The sequence below is a fragment of the Streptomyces sp. NBC_00012 genome, from assembly GCF_045040875.1.
Classification (GTDB): Bacteria; Actinomycetota; Actinomycetes; order Streptomycetales; family Streptomycetaceae; genus Streptomyces.
Window position 1 is genome coordinate 2,049,668 of record NZ_CP108309.1, and the last position, 23,197, is coordinate 2,072,864.

The 23,197-nt window shown below is 72.2% G+C and carries 18 protein-coding genes and 2 pseudogenes; 14 read left to right on the forward strand and 6 right to left on the reverse strand.

Translation table 11 applies throughout. The features are described 5' to 3' along the window. Positions 1 to 52: 52 nt before the first annotated feature. The 3 genes from OHA19_RS09525 to OHA19_RS09535 all read left to right on the forward strand — a co-directional run bounded on the left by OHA19_RS09525 (position 53) and on the right by OHA19_RS09535 (position 3,547). Positions 53 to 1,009 carry a carbohydrate kinase family protein gene (locus tag OHA19_RS09525; RefSeq protein ID WP_405717488.1) on the forward strand — a complete coding sequence of 319 codons (957 nt, stop codon included), beginning with the start codon at positions 53 to 55 and terminating at the stop codon, positions 1,007 to 1,009. Between the two features lie 185 nt (positions 1,010 to 1,194). Continuing rightward, complete coding sequence (locus OHA19_RS09530) at positions 1,195 to 2,403, forward strand: Cmx/CmrA family chloramphenicol efflux MFS transporter (protein ID WP_405717486.1); 1,209 nt, start codon at positions 1,195 to 1,197, stop codon at positions 2,401 to 2,403. 268 nt (positions 2,404 to 2,671) lie between these two features. Further along, on the forward strand, positions 2,672 to 3,547 hold the full coding sequence (locus OHA19_RS09535) for a polysaccharide deacetylase family protein (protein WP_405749893.1): 876 nt from the start codon (positions 2,672 to 2,674) through the stop codon (positions 3,545 to 3,547). Positions 3,548 to 3,660: 113 nt separating this feature from the next. Here the strand turns inward: OHA19_RS09535 and OHA19_RS09540 are convergent. The 3 genes and pseudogenes from OHA19_RS09540 to OHA19_RS09550 form a co-directional block, all read right to left on the reverse strand. Next, positions 3,661 to 4,327, reverse strand: a pseudogene (locus OHA19_RS09540) (ABC transporter). Next, positions 4,324 to 5,219, reverse strand: a pseudogene (locus OHA19_RS09545) (ATP-binding cassette domain-containing protein). Before OHA19_RS09545 ends, OHA19_RS09540 begins: the two co-directional pseudogenes overlap by 4 nt. Then, positions 5,216 to 5,890 carry an AIM24 family protein gene (locus OHA19_RS09550; RefSeq protein ID WP_351256646.1) on the reverse strand — a complete coding sequence of 225 codons (675 nt, stop codon included), beginning with the start codon at positions 5,888 to 5,890 and terminating at the stop codon, positions 5,216 to 5,218. Before OHA19_RS09550 ends, OHA19_RS09545 begins: the two are co-directional and overlap by 4 nt. A gap of 72 nt (positions 5,891 to 5,962) precedes the next feature. On the opposite strand from OHA19_RS09550, the gene OHA19_RS09555 reads away from it, so the two are divergent. The 4 genes from OHA19_RS09555 (at position 5,963) to OHA19_RS09570 (ending at position 10,102) form a co-directional block, all read left to right on the forward strand. After that, positions 5,963 to 6,712, forward strand: a complete 750-nt coding sequence (locus tag OHA19_RS09555; RefSeq protein ID WP_405717480.1) for a peptidyl-tRNA hydrolase — start codon at positions 5,963 to 5,965, stop codon at positions 6,710 to 6,712. A 114-nt stretch (positions 6,713 to 6,826) separates the two neighbouring features. Beyond that, on the forward strand, positions 6,827 to 8,125 hold the full coding sequence (locus OHA19_RS09560) for a DUF692 domain-containing protein (RefSeq protein WP_405717477.1): 1,299 nt from the start codon (positions 6,827 to 6,829) through the stop codon (positions 8,123 to 8,125). Positions 8,126 to 8,130: 5 nt separating this feature from the next. Beyond that, on the forward strand, positions 8,131 to 9,174 hold the full coding sequence (locus OHA19_RS09565; RefSeq protein ID WP_405749895.1) for a TIGR04222 domain-containing membrane protein: 1,044 nt from the start codon (positions 8,131 to 8,133) through the stop codon (positions 9,172 to 9,174). 127 nt (positions 9,175 to 9,301) lie between these two features. After that, the gene (locus OHA19_RS09570) at positions 9,302 to 10,102 is read left to right on the forward strand and encodes a TIGR04222 domain-containing membrane protein (RefSeq protein WP_405717473.1); all 801 of its coding nucleotides are present in this window, start codon (positions 9,302 to 9,304) and stop codon (positions 10,100 to 10,102) included. Positions 10,103 to 10,281: 179 nt separating this feature from the next. Here OHA19_RS09570 and hemQ read toward each other — a convergent pair whose 3' ends face one another. Then, complete coding sequence (hemQ, locus tag OHA19_RS09575) at positions 10,282 to 11,010, reverse strand: hydrogen peroxide-dependent heme synthase (RefSeq protein WP_360922655.1); 729 nt, start codon at positions 11,008 to 11,010, stop codon at positions 10,282 to 10,284. Between the two features lie 4 nt (positions 11,011 to 11,014). After that, positions 11,015 to 12,502 (reverse strand): protoporphyrinogen oxidase, encoded by a 1,488-nt coding sequence (hemG, locus tag OHA19_RS09580; RefSeq protein WP_405717467.1) that lies wholly within the window; start codon positions 12,500 to 12,502, stop codon positions 11,015 to 11,017. 126 nt (positions 12,503 to 12,628) lie between these two features. On the opposite strand from hemG, the gene OHA19_RS09585 reads away from it, so the two are divergent. Further along, a complete protein-coding gene (locus tag OHA19_RS09585; protein ID WP_405717465.1) occupies positions 12,629 to 13,600 on the forward strand; it encodes a DUF4349 domain-containing protein in 972 nt (323 codons plus the stop codon). Positions 13,601 to 13,682: 82 nt separating this feature from the next. Beyond that, positions 13,683 to 15,068: an FAD-dependent oxidoreductase gene (locus OHA19_RS09590; protein WP_405717462.1), complete on the forward strand. Its 1,386-nt coding sequence runs from the start codon at positions 13,683 to 13,685 to the stop codon at positions 15,066 to 15,068. Positions 15,069 to 15,152: 84 nt separating this feature from the next. On the opposite strand, the gene hemE is transcribed toward OHA19_RS09590, so the two are convergent. Next, positions 15,153 to 16,226: a uroporphyrinogen decarboxylase gene (hemE, locus tag OHA19_RS09595; RefSeq protein WP_405717459.1), complete on the reverse strand. Its 1,074-nt coding sequence runs from the start codon at positions 16,224 to 16,226 to the stop codon at positions 15,153 to 15,155. A 128-nt stretch (positions 16,227 to 16,354) separates the two neighbouring features. Between hemE and OHA19_RS09600 the strand changes: the two genes are divergently transcribed. The 5 genes from OHA19_RS09600 to OHA19_RS09620 all read left to right on the forward strand — a co-directional run bounded on the left by OHA19_RS09600 (position 16,355) and on the right by OHA19_RS09620 (position 23,008). Further along, the gene (locus OHA19_RS09600; RefSeq protein WP_405717456.1) at positions 16,355 to 17,014 is read left to right on the forward strand and encodes a DUF3000 domain-containing protein; all 660 of its coding nucleotides are present in this window, start codon (positions 16,355 to 16,357) and stop codon (positions 17,012 to 17,014) included. A gap of 256 nt (positions 17,015 to 17,270) precedes the next feature. Then, positions 17,271 to 17,933, forward strand: coding sequence for a response regulator transcription factor (locus tag OHA19_RS09605; protein WP_024488613.1), 663 nt, complete (start codon positions 17,271 to 17,273; stop codon positions 17,931 to 17,933). 115 nt (positions 17,934 to 18,048) lie between these two features. Further along, the gene (locus tag OHA19_RS09610; RefSeq protein ID WP_405717453.1) at positions 18,049 to 19,323 is read left to right on the forward strand and encodes an HRDC domain-containing protein; all 1,275 of its coding nucleotides are present in this window, start codon (positions 18,049 to 18,051) and stop codon (positions 19,321 to 19,323) included. Between the two features lie 329 nt (positions 19,324 to 19,652). After that, positions 19,653 to 20,882, forward strand: a complete 1,230-nt coding sequence (locus OHA19_RS09615; protein ID WP_405717450.1) for a thiolase family protein — start codon at positions 19,653 to 19,655, stop codon at positions 20,880 to 20,882. Then, positions 20,879 to 23,008, forward strand: a complete 2,130-nt coding sequence (locus tag OHA19_RS09620; protein WP_405749897.1) for a 3-hydroxyacyl-CoA dehydrogenase NAD-binding domain-containing protein — start codon at positions 20,879 to 20,881, stop codon at positions 23,006 to 23,008. The genes OHA19_RS09615 and OHA19_RS09620 overlap by 4 nt, the downstream gene beginning before the upstream one ends. Positions 23,009 to 23,197 lie beyond the last annotated feature (189 nt).

Sequence of the window (23,197 nt, forward strand, 5' to 3'; positions counted from 1 at the left end):
AGGCCGGCACCGCTTCACCCATCAGCGACACATTCCCACGGAGGAAACTGACATGATCGTGTGCATCGGTGATCTGATGGTCGATGTCTTCACCGAGAACGACGGCACCCAGAGGCGTCACCCCGGTGGCAAGGCCGCCATCTACGCGGTGACCGCCCGCGCCCTGGGCGCACCCTCGGCCGTGGTCGGATGCCTGGGCGCCGACGACGACGGCGCGGACGTCATCGGTTCGCTGTCGGCGTCCGGAGCCGATTTCTCGGCCGTGGTCGTACGCGAGGGCGAGACGACGGGCGCCGACTTCTTCGAGGCCGGCGGTTGGCGGATGGAGCGTGGCGCCAACTGGGCCCTCACCTCCAAGGACGTGCACGCCGCGCTCACCGGGCTGACCGAGCGAGCGGGGAACGACGTGAGCACCGTCATCGTCAACCAGGGGATTCCCCTGGATGCCTCGCAGGAGGCCGTTTCCTACGCCCGTGAGCACGGGCTGTTCCTGGTCCTTCACCTCGGACCGGAAGCGATCGAGGAGAGGCGCAAAGTGGACCCGCGCTTCTACCCGCTCGCCGATGTCATCGTGGTCAGCCAGCGGGAGGCGGATGTGCTCGCCGAGCATCTCGGTCTCGACGCCGGCCGCACCGGTGGGGATCTCGCCCGCCTGCTCTTCGACGCGACGAACCCGCGATGGGCGCTGCTGCTCTCGCACGGCGTCGGCGGTGCCCACCTGGTGGCACGCGACGGCGACGAGGTGGTGACAGCCAGCGTGCCGCCGAGCAGCGGCTCCGACCACGAGGTGGAGAAGTACATCGGTGCGAACGACACAGCCGTGGCCGCCTGGATCACCCACCTGGTACACGGAAGGCAGGGCACGTCGGCGCCCGTTTTCCGGGAGACCGTGGACGCCCTCGCGCATTCGGTCGGCCTGGCCGCGATGACGCTGGAGCACCGGGGGCCGCTCACCGTGGCGGTGGACACGCCCGAGAAGTTCGGACGGCTGGAGGCCCAACAGGCGTGAGACCCGCGTACCGGACGTCATCGCACGCCCTCGGGCTTGCGGTGATGTCCGGTACGCGCCTACCGCGCGCACGCCGGTCGTGATCGACTCGGTCGGGGCCCTCGCCGTCCGTGTCACTCCTCCCCTCCCCGCCACCGAAGGCGACGCCGGACACACCGCTGAGCGCCGGAAGACGGAGTAACGCCTTGCCTCTCGCTGTCTACGTGCTCGGCATGAGCGCCTTCGCGCTCGGCACGTCGGAGTTCATGCTCGCCGGGCTGTTGCCGGCCATCGCGTCGGACCTGGGGGTGTCCGTCCCCGATGCCGGGCTGCTGGTGTCGGCCTTTGCCGTCGGCATGCTCGTCGGCGCACCTCTGCTGGCCGTACTCACTCTGCGGATGCCCCGACGGGCCACGATGGCCGGACTCCTGCTGGTCTTCGTGCTCGGCCACGTCCTCGGCGCGGTCACCGACGACTACGCGACGCTCTTCGCATCACGTGTCGTCAGCGCCCTGGCGTGTGCGGGGTTCTGGGCCGTCGGGGCGGCGACGGCAGTCTCCCTGGTGCCGTCGGACCGGCGGGGCAGGGCCATGGCCGTGATGGTGGGAGGCATGACCGTGGCCAATGTTCTCGGGGTGCCCTCCGGGGCATACGTCGCACAACAGTTCGGCTGGCGTGCCGTCCTGTGGTGTGTCGCGGTATGCGCCCTGCTGGCCCTGGCCGGCCTGCTCGCACTGGTTCCGCAGGGTTCCGGCTCCGGCGGTTCCGGTCCGCGCCTCCGGGCGGAGCTGCGGGCCTACACCGACGGCAGGGTGTGGCTCGCGCTGGCCACGACCGCGCTGACCTCGGCCGGGATCTTCGCCGCGTTCAGCTACCTGGCGCCTCTGCTGACGGACACCGCGGGCCTCCCGGTGTCATGGGTGCCCGGGTTGCTCGCACTGTTCGGGGTCGGCTCGGTCGCCGGGATCACCCTGGGCGGACGGTTCGCCGACGGGTACCCTTTCGGCACCCTGTACGCCGGAATCGGAGCCGTCGCACTCGTCCTCGCGACGCTGGCACTGGCGCTACCGACGGGGGCGGCCGTGCCACTGGCGGTGGCGGTGTTCCTCTTCGGGGTGGCCGGTTTCGCCGTCAGCCCGGCCCTCAACGCTCGCGTCTTCGCCCTGGCGGACGCCGCTCCCACCCTCGCCGGTGCCACCAACGTCTCGGCCTTCAACCTCGGCAACACCATCGGCCCCTGGCTCGGCGGCCTCACGATCGACGCCGGCCTCGGCTACCCCTCCGTCTGCTGGCTCGGCGCCGGCCTCAGTGTGGCGGCTCTCGGCACGGTCGGCGTGTCGGCCACGCTCTCGCACCGCAGGGCAGCCGGAACCACTTCGGGCCCCGGACCTCACGACCGGATGGCCGGCCTCTGAATTCCCCCGATCGCCGACTCGACCGCCCCCGATTGCCGACTCGACCGCTTCCGGGGCCCTGAGCCGTCACGCAGACGGCGGAAGCCGGTAACCGATGACGCGGCTCCGGACGGGAGCGGATGCGGCTTCGCGGGTGCGGCCGGCCGGCCTCCCGCCTTGGCGCGGGCCGCGGTGCCGGCAGAGCTCGCCCGGGTGAATCCGGGCGCGACTCCGATACGGAGAAGGGGCATATCTACCCATTAGTCACATAAGTCGATACTTTTCATTGGTGACTCATTCCGTTCGGAAAACGACCGCTCTGACCGTTCTTGGTGTGGTGCTGGGCGGCCTCACCGGCTGTGGGGGCCATGGCAGCGCGCCCGCCGACGGCCCCCCGGGCGCAGGGCGTTCACCTGTTGTGGCCCATGCGCCGTCGCACCCGGCCTCGGCCCTGCCGCCCACCCTGGCACCGGGCCCCGGCGGGCTGACACCGGTCTTCGCGCACGGTGCGAGGACCGGCGAGAAGGTCGTGGCGCTGACCTTCGACGCCGACATGACAGCCGCCGAGGGTCCGCGCGCGGCGGCGGGCGAGCACTTCGACAATCCCGAACTGATCGATTTGCTGCGCGACTTGGAGGTGCCCGCGACGGTGTTCATGACGGGGCGGTGGGCCGATGAGTACCCGGCGCAGGCCAGGTCCATCGGCGCCGATCCCCTCTTCGAGATCGCCAACCACTCGTACAGCCACTATGCCTTCACGTCGCCCTGCTACGGGCTGCCGGACGTGGCGAAGGACGGCATGCGCGCCGATGCGGCGCGGGCCTTCGCCTCGTTCCGGAAGGCCGGGGTGCGCAACACGGTGCCCTACTTCCGCTTTCCCGGCGGCTGCTACGACGAGGCGTCGCTGCGCGCCCTCGCGCCCGAGAAGGTGACGGCGGTGCAGTGGGACGTCATCGGCGGCGACGCCTTCGCGACGGACGCGGACGCGGTGGCCGAACAGGTGCTGGAGGGGGTGAAACCGGGCTCACTGGTCGTCATGCACTGCACCCGCAGCGCGGCACCGGTCACGGACGAGGCGGTGAGCCAGGTGGTTCCCGAACTGCGCAGGCAGGGGTACCGCTTCGTGAAGGTCTCCGACCTGATCCGCACGGTGGCCACCTCCTGAGGCTGTCCCGCAATCCCTCGCGGGCGTGCGGGACAGTCCTTGGCTCAGCCGCGCAGGGAGGCCAGTCGGCAGGCGAGCGCGGCCCCCGCGGCGGCTAGGGCCTTTCGTTTGGATCAGGCCGTATCAGGGAGCGGCACCGGGGCACGCGAGCCCGGCATGATCCAAACGAAAGACCCTGGGACGGCGGCCACGACGAGCGGCAGGACAGGCATGTGCACCGTGCCCGTCCGCGACCCGGTGACCAGTCCCGTCACGGCGGTGTTCGCGGGCGAACCGCCGGTCACCAGGGCCAGCAGCACGGCGAGCACGGTGGCGGCGACCGACCAGACCCGCCGGTGCAGCAGCGGCCGGGTGCAGAGCGCGCCGGCCACCGCCCCCATCAGCACACAGCAGGCGGCGGCGAGCAGCCCCGCGATCCCGGCGGGCAGCAGCGCCACCCGGACGGTGTTGTCGGTGCCGGCCGGCCTGCTGATCACCAGCACGATCAGGGTGGCGGCCGTGCCCAGCAGCCCGGCACAGCCGAGCGCGGCGAGCAGCGCCGCCAGATGCGCCTTCGCCGATCCGGCCACCGCGGCGGTGACCGTCCGGGCGGTGGGCGGTTCCTGGTTGGCACAGAGCTGTACGAGCCAGGCGGTGACGGGCAGGAGCCCGGCGGCGGCGTAGCCCGAGCGAGTCGAGGACCGGCTGCCCCCACTGCACGCCGACGCCGACGCCGACGAAGGCCGCGTACAGCAGGACCGGGGCGAGCCGGCGCTGGGAACGGACCAGCAGGGCGGTCATGGTGCCTCGGGGGTCGGGGTGCGGTGTGCGGACCCGTCGGCCCCCGGGCCCTGCGCGGGGCCGGGTGCGGCGGTCAGCCGGCGGATGTGCCAGGGCGGTCGGGCGGTGAGCAGGGCGCGCAGCAGCGCGTCGGAGTGCGCGGCCGCGACGGTGAGCCGCACGCCCCCGTCGGCCACGGGCGTGTGCCCCGGATCGCCCGGCAGTCCGGCGGGGAGCGCCGCGCCGGGCGGGCCCGCCGCCTCGATCCGTACCCGCGGGCCCGTCTCCGCGGCCGTGTCCCGGAGGCGGCGAGGAGGCCGTTGCCCTCGATCCGGAACACGGCGTCGACCGCCCCGGCGAGCCTGCGCGGGTCGTGGTCGACGAAGACGACGGTGGCGCCGGCGGCGACCCGTTCGGCAACGGCCCGGTCCAGCCCGTCGCGGGCCACCGTGTCGAGCCCGGTCCAGGCCTCGTCCAGGATCAGCAGCTCGGGCTCGGCGAGGAGCGCCTGGGCGACGGCGACCTTCTGGCTGGTGCCCTTGGAGAGTTCCGGAAGCGGTGTACGGGCATGGGCGGCGGCTCCGAAACGGGCGAGCCGGGACCGGGCGCGGTCCGCCGCCTCGGAGGTCCGCAGGCCGTGGATGCGGCCGAGATGGACGAGGTACCCGGCCGCGGTGAACGGCAACGCGGCCGGGAAGCGCTCGGGAACGTATGCCATACGCGCTCCACGGCCGGTGATCCGGCCCTCCGACGGGGCGTCGATCCCGGCGAGCAGCCGCAGCAGTGCCGACTTGCCGGTGCCGTTGGCCCCCTCGATCCGGACCAGGGCGTGCGCGGGCAGGTCGAGGTCGACCCCGCGCAGCACCCAGGGGCCGCCGGGTCCGTACCGGCGGCCGACCCCGCTCAGCCTCAGTTGGCCGTCTTCTCGGGCTTGGCCTCGCTGGGCCGTACGATCACGAATCCCTCGCCGTCCAGCCGCAGTTGGACGGCCTCGCCGGATCCGCCGCGGATCATCGAGCCGACGCTCTGCGAACGGTGCAGCGACGTGGTCAGGTTGGCGCTCCAGCCGACCACCGCGTCCGTGTCGACGCAGACCGGCTGCTGCGGCGTGACGGGAATCACGATGGGGTGTCCCTCGCACATCAGGCCGAGCTTGCCGTAGCCGGTGAAGACGCTGTTGAAGAGCCCGCCACCGGTCATCCCGGCGCCCTTCACGGTCTTGATCTCGTAGGAGATCGTGGGGTCGAAGCAGAGCACGTTGCGGCCGTTGATCGTGAGGACGTCGCCGTGCTCCATCTCCACGATGAAGCAGTTGGCGGCCTCGTGCGCGAACCATGCCTCGCCCTGGCCGCGGACCGCCATCAGCGGCAGCCCCTCGCCGGTGACGGCGCGCTTCAGCATGCCGCCTATGCCCTGGCCCTTGCGCTCGAACTGCAGATCACCGCGGAAGGCGATCATCGCTCCCTGGCGGGCGTGCATCTCGCCGTTGACGGCGTACTTGATGGATTTGGCGTTCTGCAGGGTCATCCCGGGGGCCGTCGCCTGCTGTGCCAGGTTCTCGCTGGAAAAGAGATCGCTCTTCATGCGGTGCATCCTCACCCGGAGCGCTCCATTCCGCCAAGAAACCCGGGTCGGGCGGCTGGCAGACTGGACCGGGTGAGCAGCAATGACATTCCCGCGTCCCCGTCCACTCCCCCTTCGCCCGCGGCGGACAGCCCGTTCAGGTCGGAGCCGACGAGCCGCGACGAGGCTCCGCAGTACGTGCTGCCGTTGGTCGTGCACATCGAGAAGACGGATCCCCCGGCCCGTACCGACGCGTTGCGGACCGCGGCCCGCGCGGTGCTCGTGATGCTCTCCGACGAGCGCTCGGCCGGCGAGGGCGAGTGGGCGCGGGCGATGCGGGACTGGCAGGACGCCCGGATCCGCAAGGTGGTGCGGCGGGCGCGCGGCGCGGAGTGGCGCAAGGCGTCCGCGCTGCCGGGCATCACGGTCACGGGCGAGAGCGCCGAGGTGCGGGTCTTCCCGCCGGTGCCGCTGGACGGCTGGCCCAAGGAGCTGGCGAAGCTCCAGGTGTCGGGGACGGATCTGGACGACCCGGAGGCGCCGGCCGGGCCGGATCGCCGGGGTCCGGTGCTCTGGCTCAACCCGGAGCTGGACATGTCGGCGGGCAAGGCCATGGCGCAGGCCGGGCACGGGGCGCAGCTCGCCTGGTGGGAGCTGTCGGACACGGAGCGCAAGGCGTGGCGCGAGGCGGGCTTCCCGCTCTCGGTCGCCACCGCGGAGGCGGGGGGCTGGCGGGAGCTCACGGCGAGCGGTCTTCCGGTGGTGCGGGACGCCGGGTTCACCGAGATCGCGCCCGGGTCGTGCACGGTGGTCGCCGACCATCCGGCGCTTCGACGCGGCTGAGCACCGAAGCGCCGGAGCGGGAACCTCAAATCGACCTCTGAACGTCCCCCTGTTCGGATTCACCACCGCCCTGCGGGGCCATGAGCCCTGCACGGAGCGGAGGAGGGGGACGGCATGAAGCTGGGTATCGGGATCGGCTGGCGGCCGGAGATCGCGGAGGCCGTCGAGACGCTGCCGGGGATCGACTGGGTGGAGGCGGTAGCGGAGAACATCTGCACCGGCCACCTCCCCGATTCGCTGGTACGGCTCAGGGAGCGCGGTGTCACGGTCGTGCCGCACGGCGTCTCGCTGGGCCTCGGCGGAGCCGGCCGCCCCGATCCGGGCCGGCTCGCGGATCTCGCCGCCCGCGCCGAACTGCTCTCCGCGCCCCTGGTGACCGAGCACATCGCGTTCGTACGGGCCGGGGGGTCGCACACCTCCTCTCCGGGGCTGGAAGCGGGCCATCTGCTCCCCGTGCCGCGGACCCGGGACGCGCTGGACGTGCTGTGCGAGAACGTGCGCATCGCGCAGGAGTCGCTGCCGGTGCCGCTGGCCCTGGAGAACATCGCGGCCCTGATCTCCTGGCCCGACGAGGAGCTGACCGAGGGGCAGTTCCTCGCGGAGCTGGTCGGGCGGACCGGGGTCCGGCTGCTGATCGACGTCGCCAATCTGCACACCAACCACGTCAACCGGGGCGAGGACCCGGCCACCGCGCTCGACGAACTGCCGGTGGAGGCCATCGCGTACGTGCATGTGGCGGGCGGTGTCGAGAAGGAGGGTGTCTGGCACGACACCCACGCCCACCCGGTCACCGAGCCCGTCCTCGACGTCCTGGCCGAGCTCCGCTCCCGGGTCGACCCGCCCGGCGTCCTGCTGGAGCGCGACGACGACTTCCCGCCGGCCGGCGAACTGGCGGGCGAACTGGACACGATCCGCGCCACCTTGGACCGGGCGGCGGGGAACACGAAGCGGCCCGCCCCCGGCGCCCTGCCGTCCGCGCGGGCCGGAGCACCGGCGCCCTCGGACGCCACCCGCGACCGGCTCGCGGCCGCCCAGACCGCACTGCTCTCCGCGCTCGTCGCCGGTGGCCCCGCGCCGCAGGGCTTCGACCGGCGCCGCCTCGGGATCCAGAGCCGCGCCCTGGCCGCCAAGCGGGCCGGGGTCGTCGCCAAGGTCGCACCCGAACTGCCGGAGATCCTGGGCACCGGCTACCGGGACGCCTTTCTCTCGTACGCCAGGACCCATCCCATGTCCGCCGGTTACCGGCGCGACGCGCTGGACTTCGCCGAGCAGCTGCTGATCGCGGGCCTGCCCGACGACGACGCCGCCCGACGCCGGCTGACCCACTGGTGGCAGGACCGGGCCGGCGCTCGCCCGCCGCGCCGCACCACCCGGCTGGTACGAGCCGCCCGCGCCGCCCTGATCGGAAGGTGACCGGCATGAACACTGTCGCGCTCGTGGTGGACCTCGGCATCGTGGTCTCCTCCGTGCTCCTGGTGGTGGGGCTCTCACGGGCCCGGGGCGGCGCCGGCGGCACCGTCCACGATCTCCACGAAGCCGCCTTCCTCAACGGCGGTCCGGGCAGGGTCGTGGACACCGCGCTCACCGCGATGAAGGCGGACGGCCGGCTCGCCGTCGGGGGCCCCGGAATCGTCGCCGTCCAGCGGGCCGAGGCCCGTGACCCGGTGGAGCGCGCGGTGCTCCAGGAACACGCCATGGCGCCCAGCGGGGCGCTGCACACCCTGCGCGAGGCGGTGATGCGTCACCCCGCGGTGCAGGAGGTCGGCGACGGGCTGGCGGCCCGCGGTCTGCTGGCCGCACCCGCCGGCAGCCGGACGTGGCGCCGCTGGGGCATCACCCAGGGGCTGCTCTGCGTACTGGCCGTCCCGCTCACCGTCGCGGCGACCGCCGCGCAGGCCCTGTTCGGCCAACTGTCCCCGGACTCCCCCGTGCCCTTCGTCCTCATGGTGCTCCCGGTCGTGATCCTCGGCATGCTCACCGGCTTCATCTGCGCGGGCGTCGCCCGGGGGCGCGTCACCGGGCCGGGGCGCCGGGCCGCCCAGGCGTTCCGCGCCGCCCACGCGTACAACCCGGATCCGGCCCATGCGGTGGCCGTGCACGGACTGCGGGCGCTCCCCGACCCCGAGTTCCAGGCGCAGCTGATCGCGGCGGCCCGGATGCAGCCGCCCGGCCGGCCGGCCGGGCGGCGCACCCACGCGGCGGCGGCGTCCACGGGCACCTCCGCCCTGTTCCTCGCGCCGGTGGTGTGGTGTGCCGGAACGAGTCCCGGTCATGGCAGTTGCGGGAGCTCCGGCGACGGGGGCAGCGGATCGGGCGGCGGTGGCGGGTGCAGTTCCGGTTCGAGCTGTGGATCGGGGTCCGGCTGCGGCGGATCGAGCGGATCGGGCTGCGGTGGCAACAGCGGTTCCAGTTGCTCCGGCGGTGGCTCCAGCTGTGGTGGCGGGTCCAGTTGTGGCAGTTAGGGTCTTTCGTCTGGATCAGCCCGGCGTGATCCAGACGAGAGGCCCTGGGGCGATCCCTACGCCGCCGAATCGTCCGCATGTTGAACAGACCATGGCTTTCCGCGCCTGCCTCGCATAGAAATCCGGCATGCTCTGGGTTCTGTTCCTGCTGGTCGCATGGGGTGCGGCAGTCATCACTTGTGTCCGGCTCTGCCTCGTCTCGGCCCGCACCGGGCTGTTGTCCGGTGCGTCGGCGGATGATGTGCGGAGCAACGGCGCCGGTCATGAACTGACCCTGTACGAGACCGCGTTCCTGGCCGGTGGCCCCCATCGGGTGGTCGATCTGGCGCTGGTCACGATGCATCTGCGCCGGCGGCTGCTGCTCGCGCACACCGGCTGGGCGACGGTCGTCGACCCGGAGGGCCGGGACGAGATGGAGCGTACGGTGATCCGGGCGATAGGGCCGCAGGGCCAGTCCCCGATACCGCCGGTACGGACGGCCGCGGCCGGCGCCGACGCCGTACGCGCCCTGGCCGACCGGCTGGTCGCCGCGGGTCTGGCCCTGCCCGGCGGTGCCGGGACCGATGTCGCCGCCGCGGTGCGCGCGGTGCGCGGTGCGGCCGTGCTGGTGGTCGCGATGGGGGCGGTCACGCTGCTGATGCCCGGTCAGGAGCACGGCCCCGGCGGGCCCCTGGTGTCGCTGCTCGTCCGGTTCGGGCTGCCGCTCGCGCTGACCGTCGGCTGTCTGGCGATAGCCCGGATGGAGATCCACCCGTACAGCTCGTGGGCGTCGCCCGCCGGTCAGCGGCTGCTCGCCGAGAACGAGGTGCCGGTTGCCGGGGCGCCGCGCGATGTCCTGGCGGCGATCGCGGTACGGGGTGTGCGCGCCGTGGACGATCCGGCGCTGCGGGCCGCGCTCGGCGGCTCTCCGGGCGGTCCGCTCCGGTAGTCCGGCCGGTTCGTCACGGGGTGCTGTGCGGTGGTGCGTGTCGAAGGGACGCCGGTGCGGCGCGCTGGACGCGCGCCGCACCCGGAGCCGAACCCGGTGTCGCTGGAACGACGGGCAGCGCGATACGCGCCGGTGCCCGTCGTCTGATCTTCCGGGTCGGGGTGGTCGGAGCCCGCTCGCTACGCGAGCCCGGCCACCAGGTCTGCAACCGACTTCCTGCGCCCCGTGTAGAACGGGACCTCTTCGCGGACGTGCATCCGCGCCTCGGAGGCCCGCAGGTGACGCATCAGGTCGACGATGCGGTAGAGCTCGTCGGCCTCGAAGGCGAGGATCCACTCGTAGTCGCCGAGCGAGAAGGAGGCGACGGTGTTGGCCCGGACGTCGGGGTAGCCGCGCGCCATCTTGCCGTGGTCCGCGAGCATGCGACGGCGGTCCTCGTCCGGCAGCAGGTACCAGTCGTAGGAGCGCACGAAGGGATAGACGCTGATGTAGTTGCGCGGCGTCTCGTCGGCCAGGAACGCCGGGATGTGCGACTTGTTGAACTCGGCGGGGCGGTGCAGCGCCATGTTCGACCAGACCGGCTCCAGTGCCAGGCCCAGCTTGGTGCGCCGGAAGAGGTTGTACGCCTCCTGGAGCTCGTCCGCCGTCTCGGCGTGCCACCAGATCATGACGTCGGCGTCGGCACGCAGGCCGGAGAGGTCATAGGTGCCGCGGACGGTGATGTCCTTGGCCGCGAGCTGGTCGAACAGCTCCTGGACCTCGTCGGCGTAGCCGGCCCGGTCCGCGGGCAGGACGTCGCGCAGCTTGAAGACGGACCACAGCGTGTAGCGGATGACCTCGTTGAGGTCCTTGGCCTTCTTACCCGCGTTGGGGCCCTTGCTTGATTTCACAGTCTCAGGCGCACTCATACGGCTATTGTCCCGCCTCGCTCCGTGTGCCCTTAACCAGGGTCGACGTGGCGATGATCTCTTCCCCGGGGCCGCCGGTGATGTCGGCCGCGATTTCGTCCGCGGCGCGGTGGGCGCTCGCGATGCAGGCCGGGATGCCGACGCCGTCGTAGACCGCTCCGCAGACCCGCAGCGCGGGCAGCTTGGCGACCTCGTCGCGGATCCGGGCGACCCGGGAGAGATGGCCCACGGGGTACTGGGGCAGCCCGCCGATCCACCGGGTGACCTCGGTGTCCACGGGCTTCGCGGCCAGTCCGGTCGCCTCGGCGAGGTCGCGCAGCGACACGTCGACGAGCTCGCCGTCCTCGCGGTGGATGTGGTCCTCCTCGCCGTAGCGGCCGACGGAGGTGCGCAGCACGACGAGGTCCGGGGCGGACTCGGCGACCCAGTTCCACTTGTGGGTGGAGAAGGTGGACGCCTTGATGGTGCGGCCGTCGACCGGAGGGACGAGGAAGCCGGAACGGCCGTCGAGCACGGTCGTGGCGGCGATGTCGGAGCGGCGGAAGGCCATGGTGACGAGCGCCATCGACGCGTACTCGACACCGGCGAGCTCGGCGGAGGCCGCCGGTGACTCGGCGGCGAGCAGCGTGGAGGCGGACCAGGCGGGGGCGGCGAGCACGATGCCGTCGGCGTGGATGACCCGGGTGTCCGTGCGGACGTCCCAGCCTTCGGCGGTACGGGTCAGGCCGAGGACGGGGGTGGCGGTGAGGATCTCCCCGCCGCCCGCGCGTACGGCATCGGCCACCGCTGCGGGCAGGGTGCCGATGCCGCCTTCGATGCCCTGGAAGACCGGTCCGGTCTGCTGCCGGGCGGCGGCCCGTTCCTGGATGCGCCGGACGCCGTCGAGCAGCGAGCCGCCCTCCCGCGCCGCCTCGAAGAGCTGCGGTACGGCGGCGCGCATCGAGATCCGGTAGGCGTCGCCCGCGTACACGCCGCCGAGCAGCGGCTCCACGAGCCGGTCGACGACCTCGCGGCCCAGGCGGTCGGCGACGTACGCGCCGACGGCGACGTCGTCACCGACGGGGGTCGGGGTGAGGTCGCGCTCCTGCGCGATGCGGGCGAGGCCCTCGGGGCTGAGCAGTGCGCCGAGCGCCGCCGGGTCGCCGGGGACGCCCATCACATGGCCCTTGGGCATGGGGCGCAGTGCGCCGCGCGTCCAGACCGAGGCGGTGGCCGTGGCGGGCGGCTGGAGGCGGTCGCCGAGCCCGACGTCGCGTGCCAGGCCGACCGCCTCCGGACGGCGGGCGAGCATCGACTCGGCACCGAGGTCGACCCGGGTGCCGGCGATCTCGCCGGTCATGAGCTTGCCGCCGAGCCGCTCGGTGGCCTCCAGCAGGGTGACCCGCAGGCCGGTCCCCAGGAGCCGGTGGGCGGCGGCGAGACCGGCGATGCCACCGCCGATGACGACGACATGTCCGGTGCCCGGGTCCGCGCGGTTTATTGAACGCTGCATGCCCCCACTCTCTCAAATCCCTTCCGAGTCCTGAACGTGACTGCTTCGAAACCGGTATTCGGCAACCCGTGCCCCGGTGCACCACGTCGAACCGGCACGATCAACGACCCGCCTTGGGGGGCAGTCATGTACAGACACCGGCATCCCGGCCGTTCATCAGTCCGTCGTCCGCGCCTGGTCCTGGCGGCCGGCCTGGTGGCCGGCCTGCTCGCGCTGAGCGGCTGCGGCGCCCCGGACAGTGCGAGTGACGCGAGTTCCGGCGACAACAAGAAGGCGGTCGGCGCGCCGGAGCGCGGCGCCGCCGACGCGGCGGCCGGGCAGGCGGAGCAGGGGACGGGCGGTTCGCCGTCGCAGCGGAAGAAGACCGACGCCCTGCCCTCCGGCACCCATGTCATCCGTACCGCCACGCTCTCGGTGGAGGTGGGGAGCGTGGCGAAGGCGGCCGCGGTCGCCCGTTCGGCCGTGGAGGGTTCGGGCGGTCTGGTGGCCGGCGAGGAGACCGAGCGGATCGACGACACGCATGAGGTGTCACACCTCGTGCTGCGCGTTCCGCAGGGCGAGTACGAAGCGGTGCTGAAGCGGCTCGCGGGCACCGGAAAGCTGTTGTCGCGCACCTCGTCGGCGAAGGACGTCACCGACCAGGTGGTCGACGTGGAGAGCCGGATCGCCACCCAGCGGGCGAGTGTGGCACGGGTACGGAAGCTGATGGACCGGGCGGAGAAGCTCTCCGACGTGGTCACGCTGGAGGGCGAACTGAGCAGCCGTCAGGCCTCCCTGGAGTCGCTGCTCGCCCAGCAGGCGTCGCTGAAGGACCGCACCACGCTCGCCACGATCACCCTCGACCTCTCCGAGCCGGAGACGGTGGCGAAGGACGACGACGACGGCCCCGGCTTCCTGGACGCCCTCGAAGGCGGCTGGCACGCGTTCGTGACGGCGCTGCTGTGGCTGGCGATGGCGCTGGGCGCCGCGGCCCCGTTCCTGGCCGCGCTGGCCGTGCTCCTGCTGCTGTGGCGGCTGCTGCGCCGCCGGCTGCCCGGACGCCGCGCGCGGCGGACGCCGGGGCCGGACGGATCCTCGCCCGCTCCCCCGGCGTCGTAGCGTGGTCCCTTCGGACCAGGGTCTTCCGTTTGGATCAGGCCGGATCCGGACGAAAGACTCCGAGGTATCGAAGGGACCAGGAATGACGGCGGAGCGACTGGTGGTCATCGGTGGTGACGCGGCGGGCATGTCCGCCGCGTCCCAGGCCCGCAGGCTCAGGGGCCCCGACGAGCTGGGCATCGTCGCTTTCGAGCGGGGCAATTTCAGCTCGTACTCCGCCTGCGGCATCCCGTACTGGGTCGGCGGCGACGTCGCGGCGCGGGACGACCTCGTCGCGCGTACGCCCGAGGAGCACCGGGCCCGCGACATCGACCTCCGGATGCGCACCGAGGTCACGGAGATCGATGTCGCCGGGCAGCGGGTGCGGGCGCTGGACCTGGAAACCGGCGAGGCGTACTGGACGGGCTTCGACAAGCTGGTGATCGCGACCGGAGCCCGCCCGGTGCGCCCGGCGCTGCCCGGCATGGACGCCCCCGGGGTGCACGGGGTGCAGACCCTGGACGACGGGCAGGCGCTGCTGGAGTCCCTGGACCGGGTGCCGGGCAGCAAACGGGCGGTCGTCGTCGGGGCGGGCTACATCGGCGTGGAGATGGCGGAGGCCATGCTGAAGCACGGCTTCGAGGTGACCGTGCTCAACCGCGGCGAGCAGCCGATGGCGACGCTCGACCCCGACATGGGGCGGCTGGTGCACGACGCGATGGACGGCCTGGGCATCACCACGGTCAACCGGGCCGAGGTCACCGCTATCCGGACCGGCTCGGACGGCCGGGTCCGCGCGGTCGCCACGGGCGACGCCTCCTACCCGGCGGACGTGGTGGTGCTCGGGATCGGCGTCGAGCCGGAGACGACGCTGGCCCGCGCCGTCGGCCTCCCGGTGGGCCCGCACGGCGGCCTGCTGACCGATCTGTCGATGCGGGTCGTCGGGCACGACAACATCTGGGCGGGCGGCGACTGCGTGGAGGTCCTGGACCTGGTGGCGGGCCGTACCCGCCACATCGCGCTGGGCACCCACGCCAACAAGCACGGCCAGATCATCGGGTCCAATGTCGGCGGCGGCTACGGGACGTTCCCGGGGGTGGTCGGCACCGCGGTGAGCAAGGTGTGCGATCTGGAGATCGCCCGCACCGGTCTGCGCGAGAAGGACGCCCGCGCGGTGGGTCTGCGGTACGTCACGGCGACGATCGAGTCGACGGGCCGGGCGGGCTACTACCCGGGGGCGCGGCCCATGACCGTGAAGATGCTGGCGGAGTACCGCACGGGCCGGCTGCTCGGAGTGCAGATCGTGGGCCGGGACGGGGCGGCCAAGCGCGTGGACATCGCGGCGGTGGCGCTCACGGCCGGGATGACGGTGGAGCAGATGACCGCCCTGGACCTGGGCTACGCCCCGCCGTTCTCGCCGGTCTGGGACCCGGTCCTGGTGGCGGCCCGCAAGGCGGTGACCGCGGTGCGGCGGGCGGGCACCGCCTGAGGTCCGGTGTGGCGGATCATGGCCGCAGCCCCGGCCATGATCCGCCGCTCGGGCCCTGCGTGCGCGGTGCCCGGCCCGGACCGCTCAGCGCTCGGTGCTGGTGTGCACGTACTCGACGAGCCGGGTCAGCGCGTCGGGGTCCATCGAGGGCATGACGCCGTGGCCCAGGTTGAAGACATGGCCTTCGAGACCGGCGGCCGCGTCCAGCACTTCCTGGGCCTTCTCCTGCACCGTCGCCGTCGGCGCGAACAGCACCGCCGGGTCGAGGTTGCCCTGGAGTGCCTTGCCGGGACCGACCCGGCGCGCGGCCTCGTCCAGCGGGACGCGCCAGTCGACGCCGACGACGTCCGCGCCCGCCTCGCCCATCAGGCCGAGGAGTTCGCCGGTGCCGACGCCGAAGTGGATGCGCGGGACGCCGTACGGGGCGACGGCCTCGAAGACCTTCGCCGATGCGGGCAGCACGGAGCGCCGGTAGTCGGCGGGGGCCAGCGCGCCCACCCAGGAGTCGAAGAGCTGGACGGCCGAGGCGCCCGCCTCGATCTGCACCTTGAGGAAGGCGCCGGTGATCTCGGCGAGCCGGTCCAGGAGATCCGCCCAGAGCTGCGGGTCGCCGTACATCAGGGCCTTGGTGTGCTCGTGGTTGCGGGACGGGCCGCCCTCCACCAGGTAGCTGGCGAGGGTGAACGGCGCCCCGGCGAAGCCGATCAGGGGGGTGGCGCCCAGCTCGGCGGTGAGCAGACCGATGGCCTCGGTGACGTAACCGACGTCCTCGGGCGTGAGGTCGCGCAGCCGGGCCAGGTCTGCGCGGGTGCGGATCGGGTCGGCGATGACCGGGCCGACACCGGGCTTGATGTCGAGGTCGATCCCGATGGCCTTGAGCGGTACGACGATGTCGCTGAAGTAGATCGCGGCGTCGACCTTGTGGCGGCGGACGGGCTGCATCGTGATCTCCGCGACCAGCTCCGGAATCATGCAGGAGTCGAGCATCGGGATGCCCTCGCGGACCTTCAGGTACTCCGGCAGCGAGCGCCCCGCCTGACGCATGAACCAGACCGGCGTGTGCGGTACGGGCTCGCGCCGGCACGCCTTCAGGAACGCCGACTCATGGGTGGCGGAGGTCTTCGTCTGCTGGCCCGTGGGGCGGTCGTTGGCACTCACACTGGAATCTTCGCACGAAGCCGTGACGGCCTCGCCCACTGCCCGATCGTGGCCGAGGTCGTAAGCAGCCGAGCCCGCCAGGGTGTCCCTCCCTGCGCGAAGCGCCGGTTCCGCCTACTCTTCCCCGCATGGCTCCGGCTCAGGGACAGTTCTCCGATCAAACCGATGGCGCTGACAGCAAGGACAGCGAGGAGGGTGGTTCCGTCCCGCCCGCGTTCCGGTCGGCGGTGGACGCGTTGCACTCCGCGCACCTACGCCCCGAGCTGGAGGTGGAGCCGACGAGGCCGCCCAAGCGGCTCGCTCCGTACGCGTACGCCCTGGAGGCGGCGGTCGTCGACGGCGAGGACGATCTCGCCGATGGCCGCCTCGTGCTGCTCCACGACCCGGCCGGGCACGACGCCTGGCAGGGCACCTTCCGCCTGGTGACGCTGGTGCGGGCCGAGCTGGAGCCGGAGATGGCCTCCGATCCGTTGCTGCCGGAGGTGTGCTGGTCCTGGCTGACCGGTGCGCTGGAGGCGCGCGGCCTGTCGTACGGGGAGGCGGGCGGCACGGTGACCCGGGCGGGGTCGCACTACTTCGGCGCGCTGGGCACGAGACGCCCGGCGACCCAGATCGAGATCCGGGCGTCGTGGACGCCCCGTGAGGGCCGCGGCGGGGTGCCGGACACGGCGGCGCATCTCATGGCGTGGGGCGACCTGCTGTGCCAGATCGCCGGCCTGCCGCCGTCGGGCGCCGCGGACGCGGCGGTGGTGACGCTCCCGCAGCGGCGCGGTCCGCAGGTTTCCTGATCTTCTGTTCTGAATTCTCTGGCTGAATCCCTACCCTCGCCGGTAACTGTGCGTCATATTTCATGCACGGTCACCGGCGATTTTTTCGTACAATCGATCGCATGTCCGATTTGCCCGAATTGTTACTCACCAAATCGTGATCTTCCCCTAAAGGAGCACGGGTCTGCTGCCGAAGAGGTCAATGACCCTTCAAGCACGGTTCGCCCCGGCTTCATCCCCGAGCCGGCCCGTCCCGTCCACGCCCCCAGGAGGCCTGGTGTCCGTTCTCCTAGAGCAGCCCGCAAGCCTGGTCGCCTACCGCCCGAACAAGCCGACGGCCATGGTCGTCGTGGCCGACCCGCGCGTCCGTTCCACCGTCACCCGCCATCTGTGGGCACTCGGAGTACGTGACGTCATCGAGGCGTCGTCCATCGCGGAGGCTCGTCCCCGCGTCGGCAACCCGCGCGACATCTGCGTAGCCGACGTCCACCTGCCCGACGGTTCCGGGCTGACCCTGTTGTCCGAGACCCGAGCAGCCGGCTGGCCGAACGGCCTCGCCCTCTCCGCCGCCGATGACATCGGCGCCGTACGCAACGCCCTCGCGGGCGGCGTGAAGGGCTATGTGGTCACCGGCACACGTACCAATATCGGCCACCCCACCCGTCCCGGCGTCGCCCCCATCGGCGCCAATGCCGCCCGTATGCACCGCCGGCCCCCCGGTACCCCGAGCCACCCGGGCGGCTACCGCGAACTGTCCGGCCGCGAGGTCGAGGTCCTCCGGCTGGTCGCCGAGGGCCAGTCCAACAAGGCCATCGGCGTCTCGATGGGCCTGTCCGCCCTTACCGTCAAGAGCCACCTCGCCCGAATCGCCCGCAAGCTCGGCACCGGAGACCGCGCCGGAATGGTCGCCGTCGCCCTGCGAACGGGAATCATCCACTGACGCCCGCACCCCGGCGGGTCCGCGCAGCCGCGGACCGGCTGGTTTGCATTCATCGGCGCCCGTCGACGGAACGTTCCGTCGACGGGCGCCGTACATACACAGATACCCTTGACACGTGACCGACGCCCAAGAGACCGCAGCAGACACTTCACTGCGAACCACCGGGGGCGCTCCCCCGGACGACGTCGCCCCGGCGCCGATCCCCTTGCTCGAACCTCGCGAGGGCATTCCCCCGGTGGTGGCGTCCGACGACGCCCTCGCCCGGGTGGTCGCCGCCTTCGCGGCCGGCTCCGGCCCGGTGGCCGTCGACGCCGAGCGAGCCTCCGGCTACCGCTACGGCCAGCGCGCCTACCTCGTACAGCTGCGCCGTGACGGCGCGGGCAGTGCGCTGATCGACCCCGTCGGCTGTCCCGATCTGTCGGGGCTCGGCGAGGCCCTGAGCGGCAGCGAGTGGATCCTGCACGCCGCCACCCAGGACCTGCCCTGTCTGCGCGAAATAGGGATGACCCCCACCGGGCTCTTCGACACGGAGCTGGCCGGGCGGCTGGCCGGCTTCCCGCGCGTCGGCCTCGGCGCCATGGTCGAGAGCGTGCTCGGCTACTCGCTGGAGAAGGGGCACTCCGCCGTCGACTGGTCCACCCGCCCGCTGCCCGACCCCTGGCTGCGCTACGCGGCGCTCGACGTCGAGCTGCTGATCGACCTGCGCAACTCCCTGGAGGAGGAGCTCGACCGGCAGGGCAAGCTGGATTGGGCCCGTGAGGAGTTCGACTCGATCGCCGCGGCACCGCCCGCTCCTCCGCGCAAGGACCCCTGGCGCCGCACGTCCGGCATGCACAAGGTCCGCCGTCGCCGCCAGATGGCGGTGGTACGGGAGCTGTGGACGGCGCGCGACCTGGTCGCCCGTCGCCGTGACATCTCGCCGGGCAAGGTGCTGGGCGACGCCGCGATCGTCGAGGCCGCGCTCGCGCTCCCGCCGAACGTCCAGGCACTGACCGCGCTGCCCGGGTTCGGCCACCGCATGGGGCGTCGCCAGCTGGAGCAGTGGCAGGCGGCCGTCGACCGGGCCAAGGCGCTGCCGGACACCGAGCTCCCGCAGCCCGGCCAGGCCCTCGCCGGTCCGCCGCCGCCCCGTGCGTGGGCGGACAAGGACCCCGCCGCGGCGGCCCGGCTCTCGGCCGCCCGCGCCGCGGTGTCGGAGCTCGCCGAGCGGCTGCACATGCCGCAGGAGAACCTGATCACCCCGGACACGGTGCGCCGGGTCTGCTGGGAGCCGCCCAAACATCCGACGCCGGACACGGTCGAGACCGCGCTCGCCGGTTACGGGGCGCGTCGCTGGCAGATCGAGCAGGTGGCCCCGCTGCTGGTCCGCGCGCTGGCGTCGGCGGCCTGAGCGGCAGCCGGAGCGGACCCAGGGCCTGTCGTCGCACTGCCGTCGCCGCGCGGCGGAGGGCGGGCCCCAGGGGCGTAATCGCGCCAGGTTGTGCGGGCCGCGGCCGCGTCGTGTTCCCGATCGCCGGACGGGGCTGAAGTCAGCCGCGTCCGGCGATCGGCGTTACGGGGCCGGAGCGGCCCCCGTACCCGGCCCCGCCGCGTGTGACCTTCGCCGCTCCCGCCCCGAGGGGTGGGCAGTCTGGTTACCCGCAAGTAGCATGATGGTGGCGGCGCGCTTCCGGGCGTGCCGCGCAGCAGTGCCATACCGCACCCTGGAGGAGAGCCACCGTGCCTCGTACCATCCGGGACGTCGTCTTCGTCGACGGCGTCCGCACCCCGTTCGGCAAAGCGGGCCCGAAGGGCATCTACCACGAGACCCGCGCCGACGATCTCGTCGTGAAGGCCATCCGGGAGCTGCTGCGCCGCAACCCGGCCCTGGACCCCGCGAAGATCGACGAGGTCGCCATCGCCGCGACCACCCAGATCGGCGACCAGGGTCTGACGCTGGGCCGTACCGCCGGGATCCTGGCCGGGCTGCCGCAGTCCGTGCCCGGTTACTCCATCGACCGCATGTGCGCCGGCGCCCTGACCGCCGTCACCTCGACGGCCGGCTCCATCGCCTTCGGTGCGTACGACGTCGTCGTCGCCGGTGGTGTCGAGCACATGGGCCGCCACCCGATGGGCGAGGGCGTGGACCCGAACCCGCGCTTCGTGTCGGAGAAGCTGGTCGACGAGTCCGCCCTGTTCATGGGCATGACCGCGGAGAACCTGCACGACCGGTACCCCACGATCACCAAGCAGCGCGCCGACGAGTACGCGGTCCGCTCCCAGGAGAAGGCCGCCAAGGCGTACGCCAACGGCAAGATCCAGCAGGACCTGGTGCCTATCTCGGTGCGCCGCACCAACGCCGAGGCCGGCGAGACCGGCTGGGGCCTGGTCACCGCCGACGAGCCGATGCGCCCGGGCACCACGATGGAGTCGCTGGCCGGTCTGAAGACCCCCTTCCGCGCCCACGGCCGCGTGACGGCCGGCAACGCCGCGGGGCTCAACGACGGCGCCACCGCCTCCCTGCTCGCCGCCGAGGACGTCGCCCGCGAGCTGGGCCTCCCGGTGAAGATGCGCCTCGTCTCGTACGCCTTCGCGGGCGTCGAGCCCGAGGTCATGGGCTACGGCCCGATCCCGTCGACCGAGAAGGCCCTGGCCAAGGCCGGTCTGACCATCGACGACATCGGTCTGTTCGAGATCAACGAGGCGTTCGCCGTCCAGGTGCTCGCGTTCCTGGAGCACTACGGCATCGCCGACGACGACGCGCGCGTCAACCAGTACGGCGGCGCCATCGCCTACGGTCACCCGCTTGCCTCCTCCGGTGTGCGTCTGATGACGCAGCTGGCCCGCCAGTTCGAGGAGCAGCCGGAGGTCCGCTACGGCCTGACGACGATGTGCGTCGGCTTCGGCATGGGCGCATCGGTCATCTGGGAGAACCCGCACTTCGACAAGGCAGACGGAGGCAACAAGTGAGCTCCACCACTGAGCTTCTGAAGGGCGCGGCCGAGCTGTTCCCCGGCGAGGTCGTCACGCAGGCGCACGTACGCCACCTGGACCTTCCGGCCGGTGCGGGCCGCTTCGCCCTCATCACGCTGGACAACGGCCTGGACCACACCAAGCCGACCACCTTCGGACCGCAGTCGCTGGCGAACCTGAACGCCGCCGTCGACCAGGTCGAGAAGGAGGCCGCCGAGGGTGCGATCACCGGTATCGGCATCACCGGCAAGCCGTTCATCTTCGCGGTCGGCGCCGACCTCAAGGGCGTCGAGCTGCTGAAGAACCACGACGACGCGCTCGCCATCGGCAAGGGCGGCCACGACGTCTTCCGCCGCCTCTCCGGTCTCGCGGTCCCGACGTTCGCGTACTACAACGGCGCGGCGATGGGCGGCGGTGTCGAGGTCGGTCTGCACTGCACCTACCGCACCGTCTCCAAGGCGCTGCCCGCCTTCTCGCTGCCCGAGGTCTTCCTCGGTCTGGTTCCGGGCTGGGGCGGCTGCGCGCTGCTTCCCAACCTGATCGGTGCCGACCGCGCGGTCTCGGTCATCATCGAGAACTCGCTGAACCAGAACCGTCAGCTCAAGGGCAAGCAGGTCTTCGAGCTCGGGATCGCCGACGCGCTCTTCGAGGGCGCGGACTTCCTGGAGCAGTCGCTGATCTGGACCGCGGACGTGCTGAACGGCACGGTCACGGTGGAGCGTCCCGAGGTCGACCGCGGTGACGCCTGGGACCAGGCCGTCGCGCGCGGCAAGGCCATCGCCGACTCCAAGGTGCACGGCGCCGCCCCGGCCGCGTACCGCGCGCTGGAGATCATCGCCGCGGCGAAGGACGGCGACCTGGGCGCCGGCTTCGACGCCGAGGACCGGGCCCTCGCGGACCTGATCATGGGCGGCGAGCTGCGCTCCGGGATCTACTCCTTCAACCTGGTCCAGAAGCGCGCCAAGCGCCCGGCCGGTGCCCCGGACAAGAACCTGGCCCGTCCGGTCACCAAGGTCGGCGTCGTGGGTGCCGGCCTGATGGCCTCGCAGCTGGCGCTGCTGTTCCTGCGCCGCCTCGAGGTGCCGGTCGTGCTGACCGACATCGACCAGGAGCGCGTCGACAAGGGTGTGGGCTACGTCCACTCCGAGATCGAGAAGCTGCTCGGCAAGGGCCGGATCAACCAGGACAAGGCCAACCGCCTCAAGGCCCTGGTCTCCGGTGTGCTGGACAAGGCGGAGGGCTTCTCCGACGCCGACTTCATCATCGAGGCCGTCTTCGAGGAGATCGGCGTCAAGCAGCAGGTGTTCGCGGAGGTCGAGGCGGTCGCCCCGGCGCACGCGATCCTCGCCACCAACACCTCGTCCCTCTCGGTCACCGAGATGGCGTCGAAGCTGACCCACCCCGAGCGGGTCGTCGGCTTCCACTTCTTCAACCCGGTCGCGATCCTGCCGCTGCTGGAGATCGTGCGCGGCGAGCAGACCGACGACGCCTCGCTGGCCACCGCGTTCGGTGTGGCGCGGAAGCTGAAGAAGACCGCGGTGCTGGTGAAGGACGCCCCGGCGTTCGTCGTCAACCGCATCCTCACCCGCTTCATGGGCGAGATCCAGAACGTCATCGACGAGGGCACCCCGGTCGAGGCCGCCGAGAAGGCCATCGAGCCGCTCGGCCTTCCGATGTCCCCGCTGGTGCTCCTGGAGCTGGTCGGCCCGGCCATCGGGCTGCATGTCTCGGAGACCCTGAACCGCGCCTTCCCGGACCGGTTCACCGTCTCGGAGAACCTGGCCGCGGTCGTCAAGGCCGGCAAGCGCGGCTTCTACGTCTACGACTCCGGCAAGCCGGAGCTGGACCCGGAGGTCGCCGCCCTTCTCGAGCAGGGCGATGTCGTCCTGTCCGAGGAGCAGGTCCGCGACCGGGTCCTGGACGCGGTGGCGCAGGAGATCGGTCTGATGCTGGGAGAGGGCGTCGTCGCCGAGGCCCAGGACATCGACCTGTGCCTGATCACCGGCGCGGGCTGGCCCTTCCACCTGGGCGGCATCACGCCGTACCTGGACCGTGAGGGCGTCTCGGAGCGGGTGAACGGCAAGAAGTTCCTGGCTCAGGGCGTGGCGAGCGTTCCGGCGTAACGCCAGGCCGGTATCGACGGGCGGGCCGTACGGGGAGATCCCCGTACTGCCCGCCCGGCGCCATGCGGCCGGGCGCGATGATGGGGACATGGACATCGAGTTGCTGTGGCAGGCACCGCGGCAGGCCGTCGCCGCCGAGCCGGACCGCTGACACGCGATGGCCGGGGGCGAGCCGTGGACCGTGCGTCC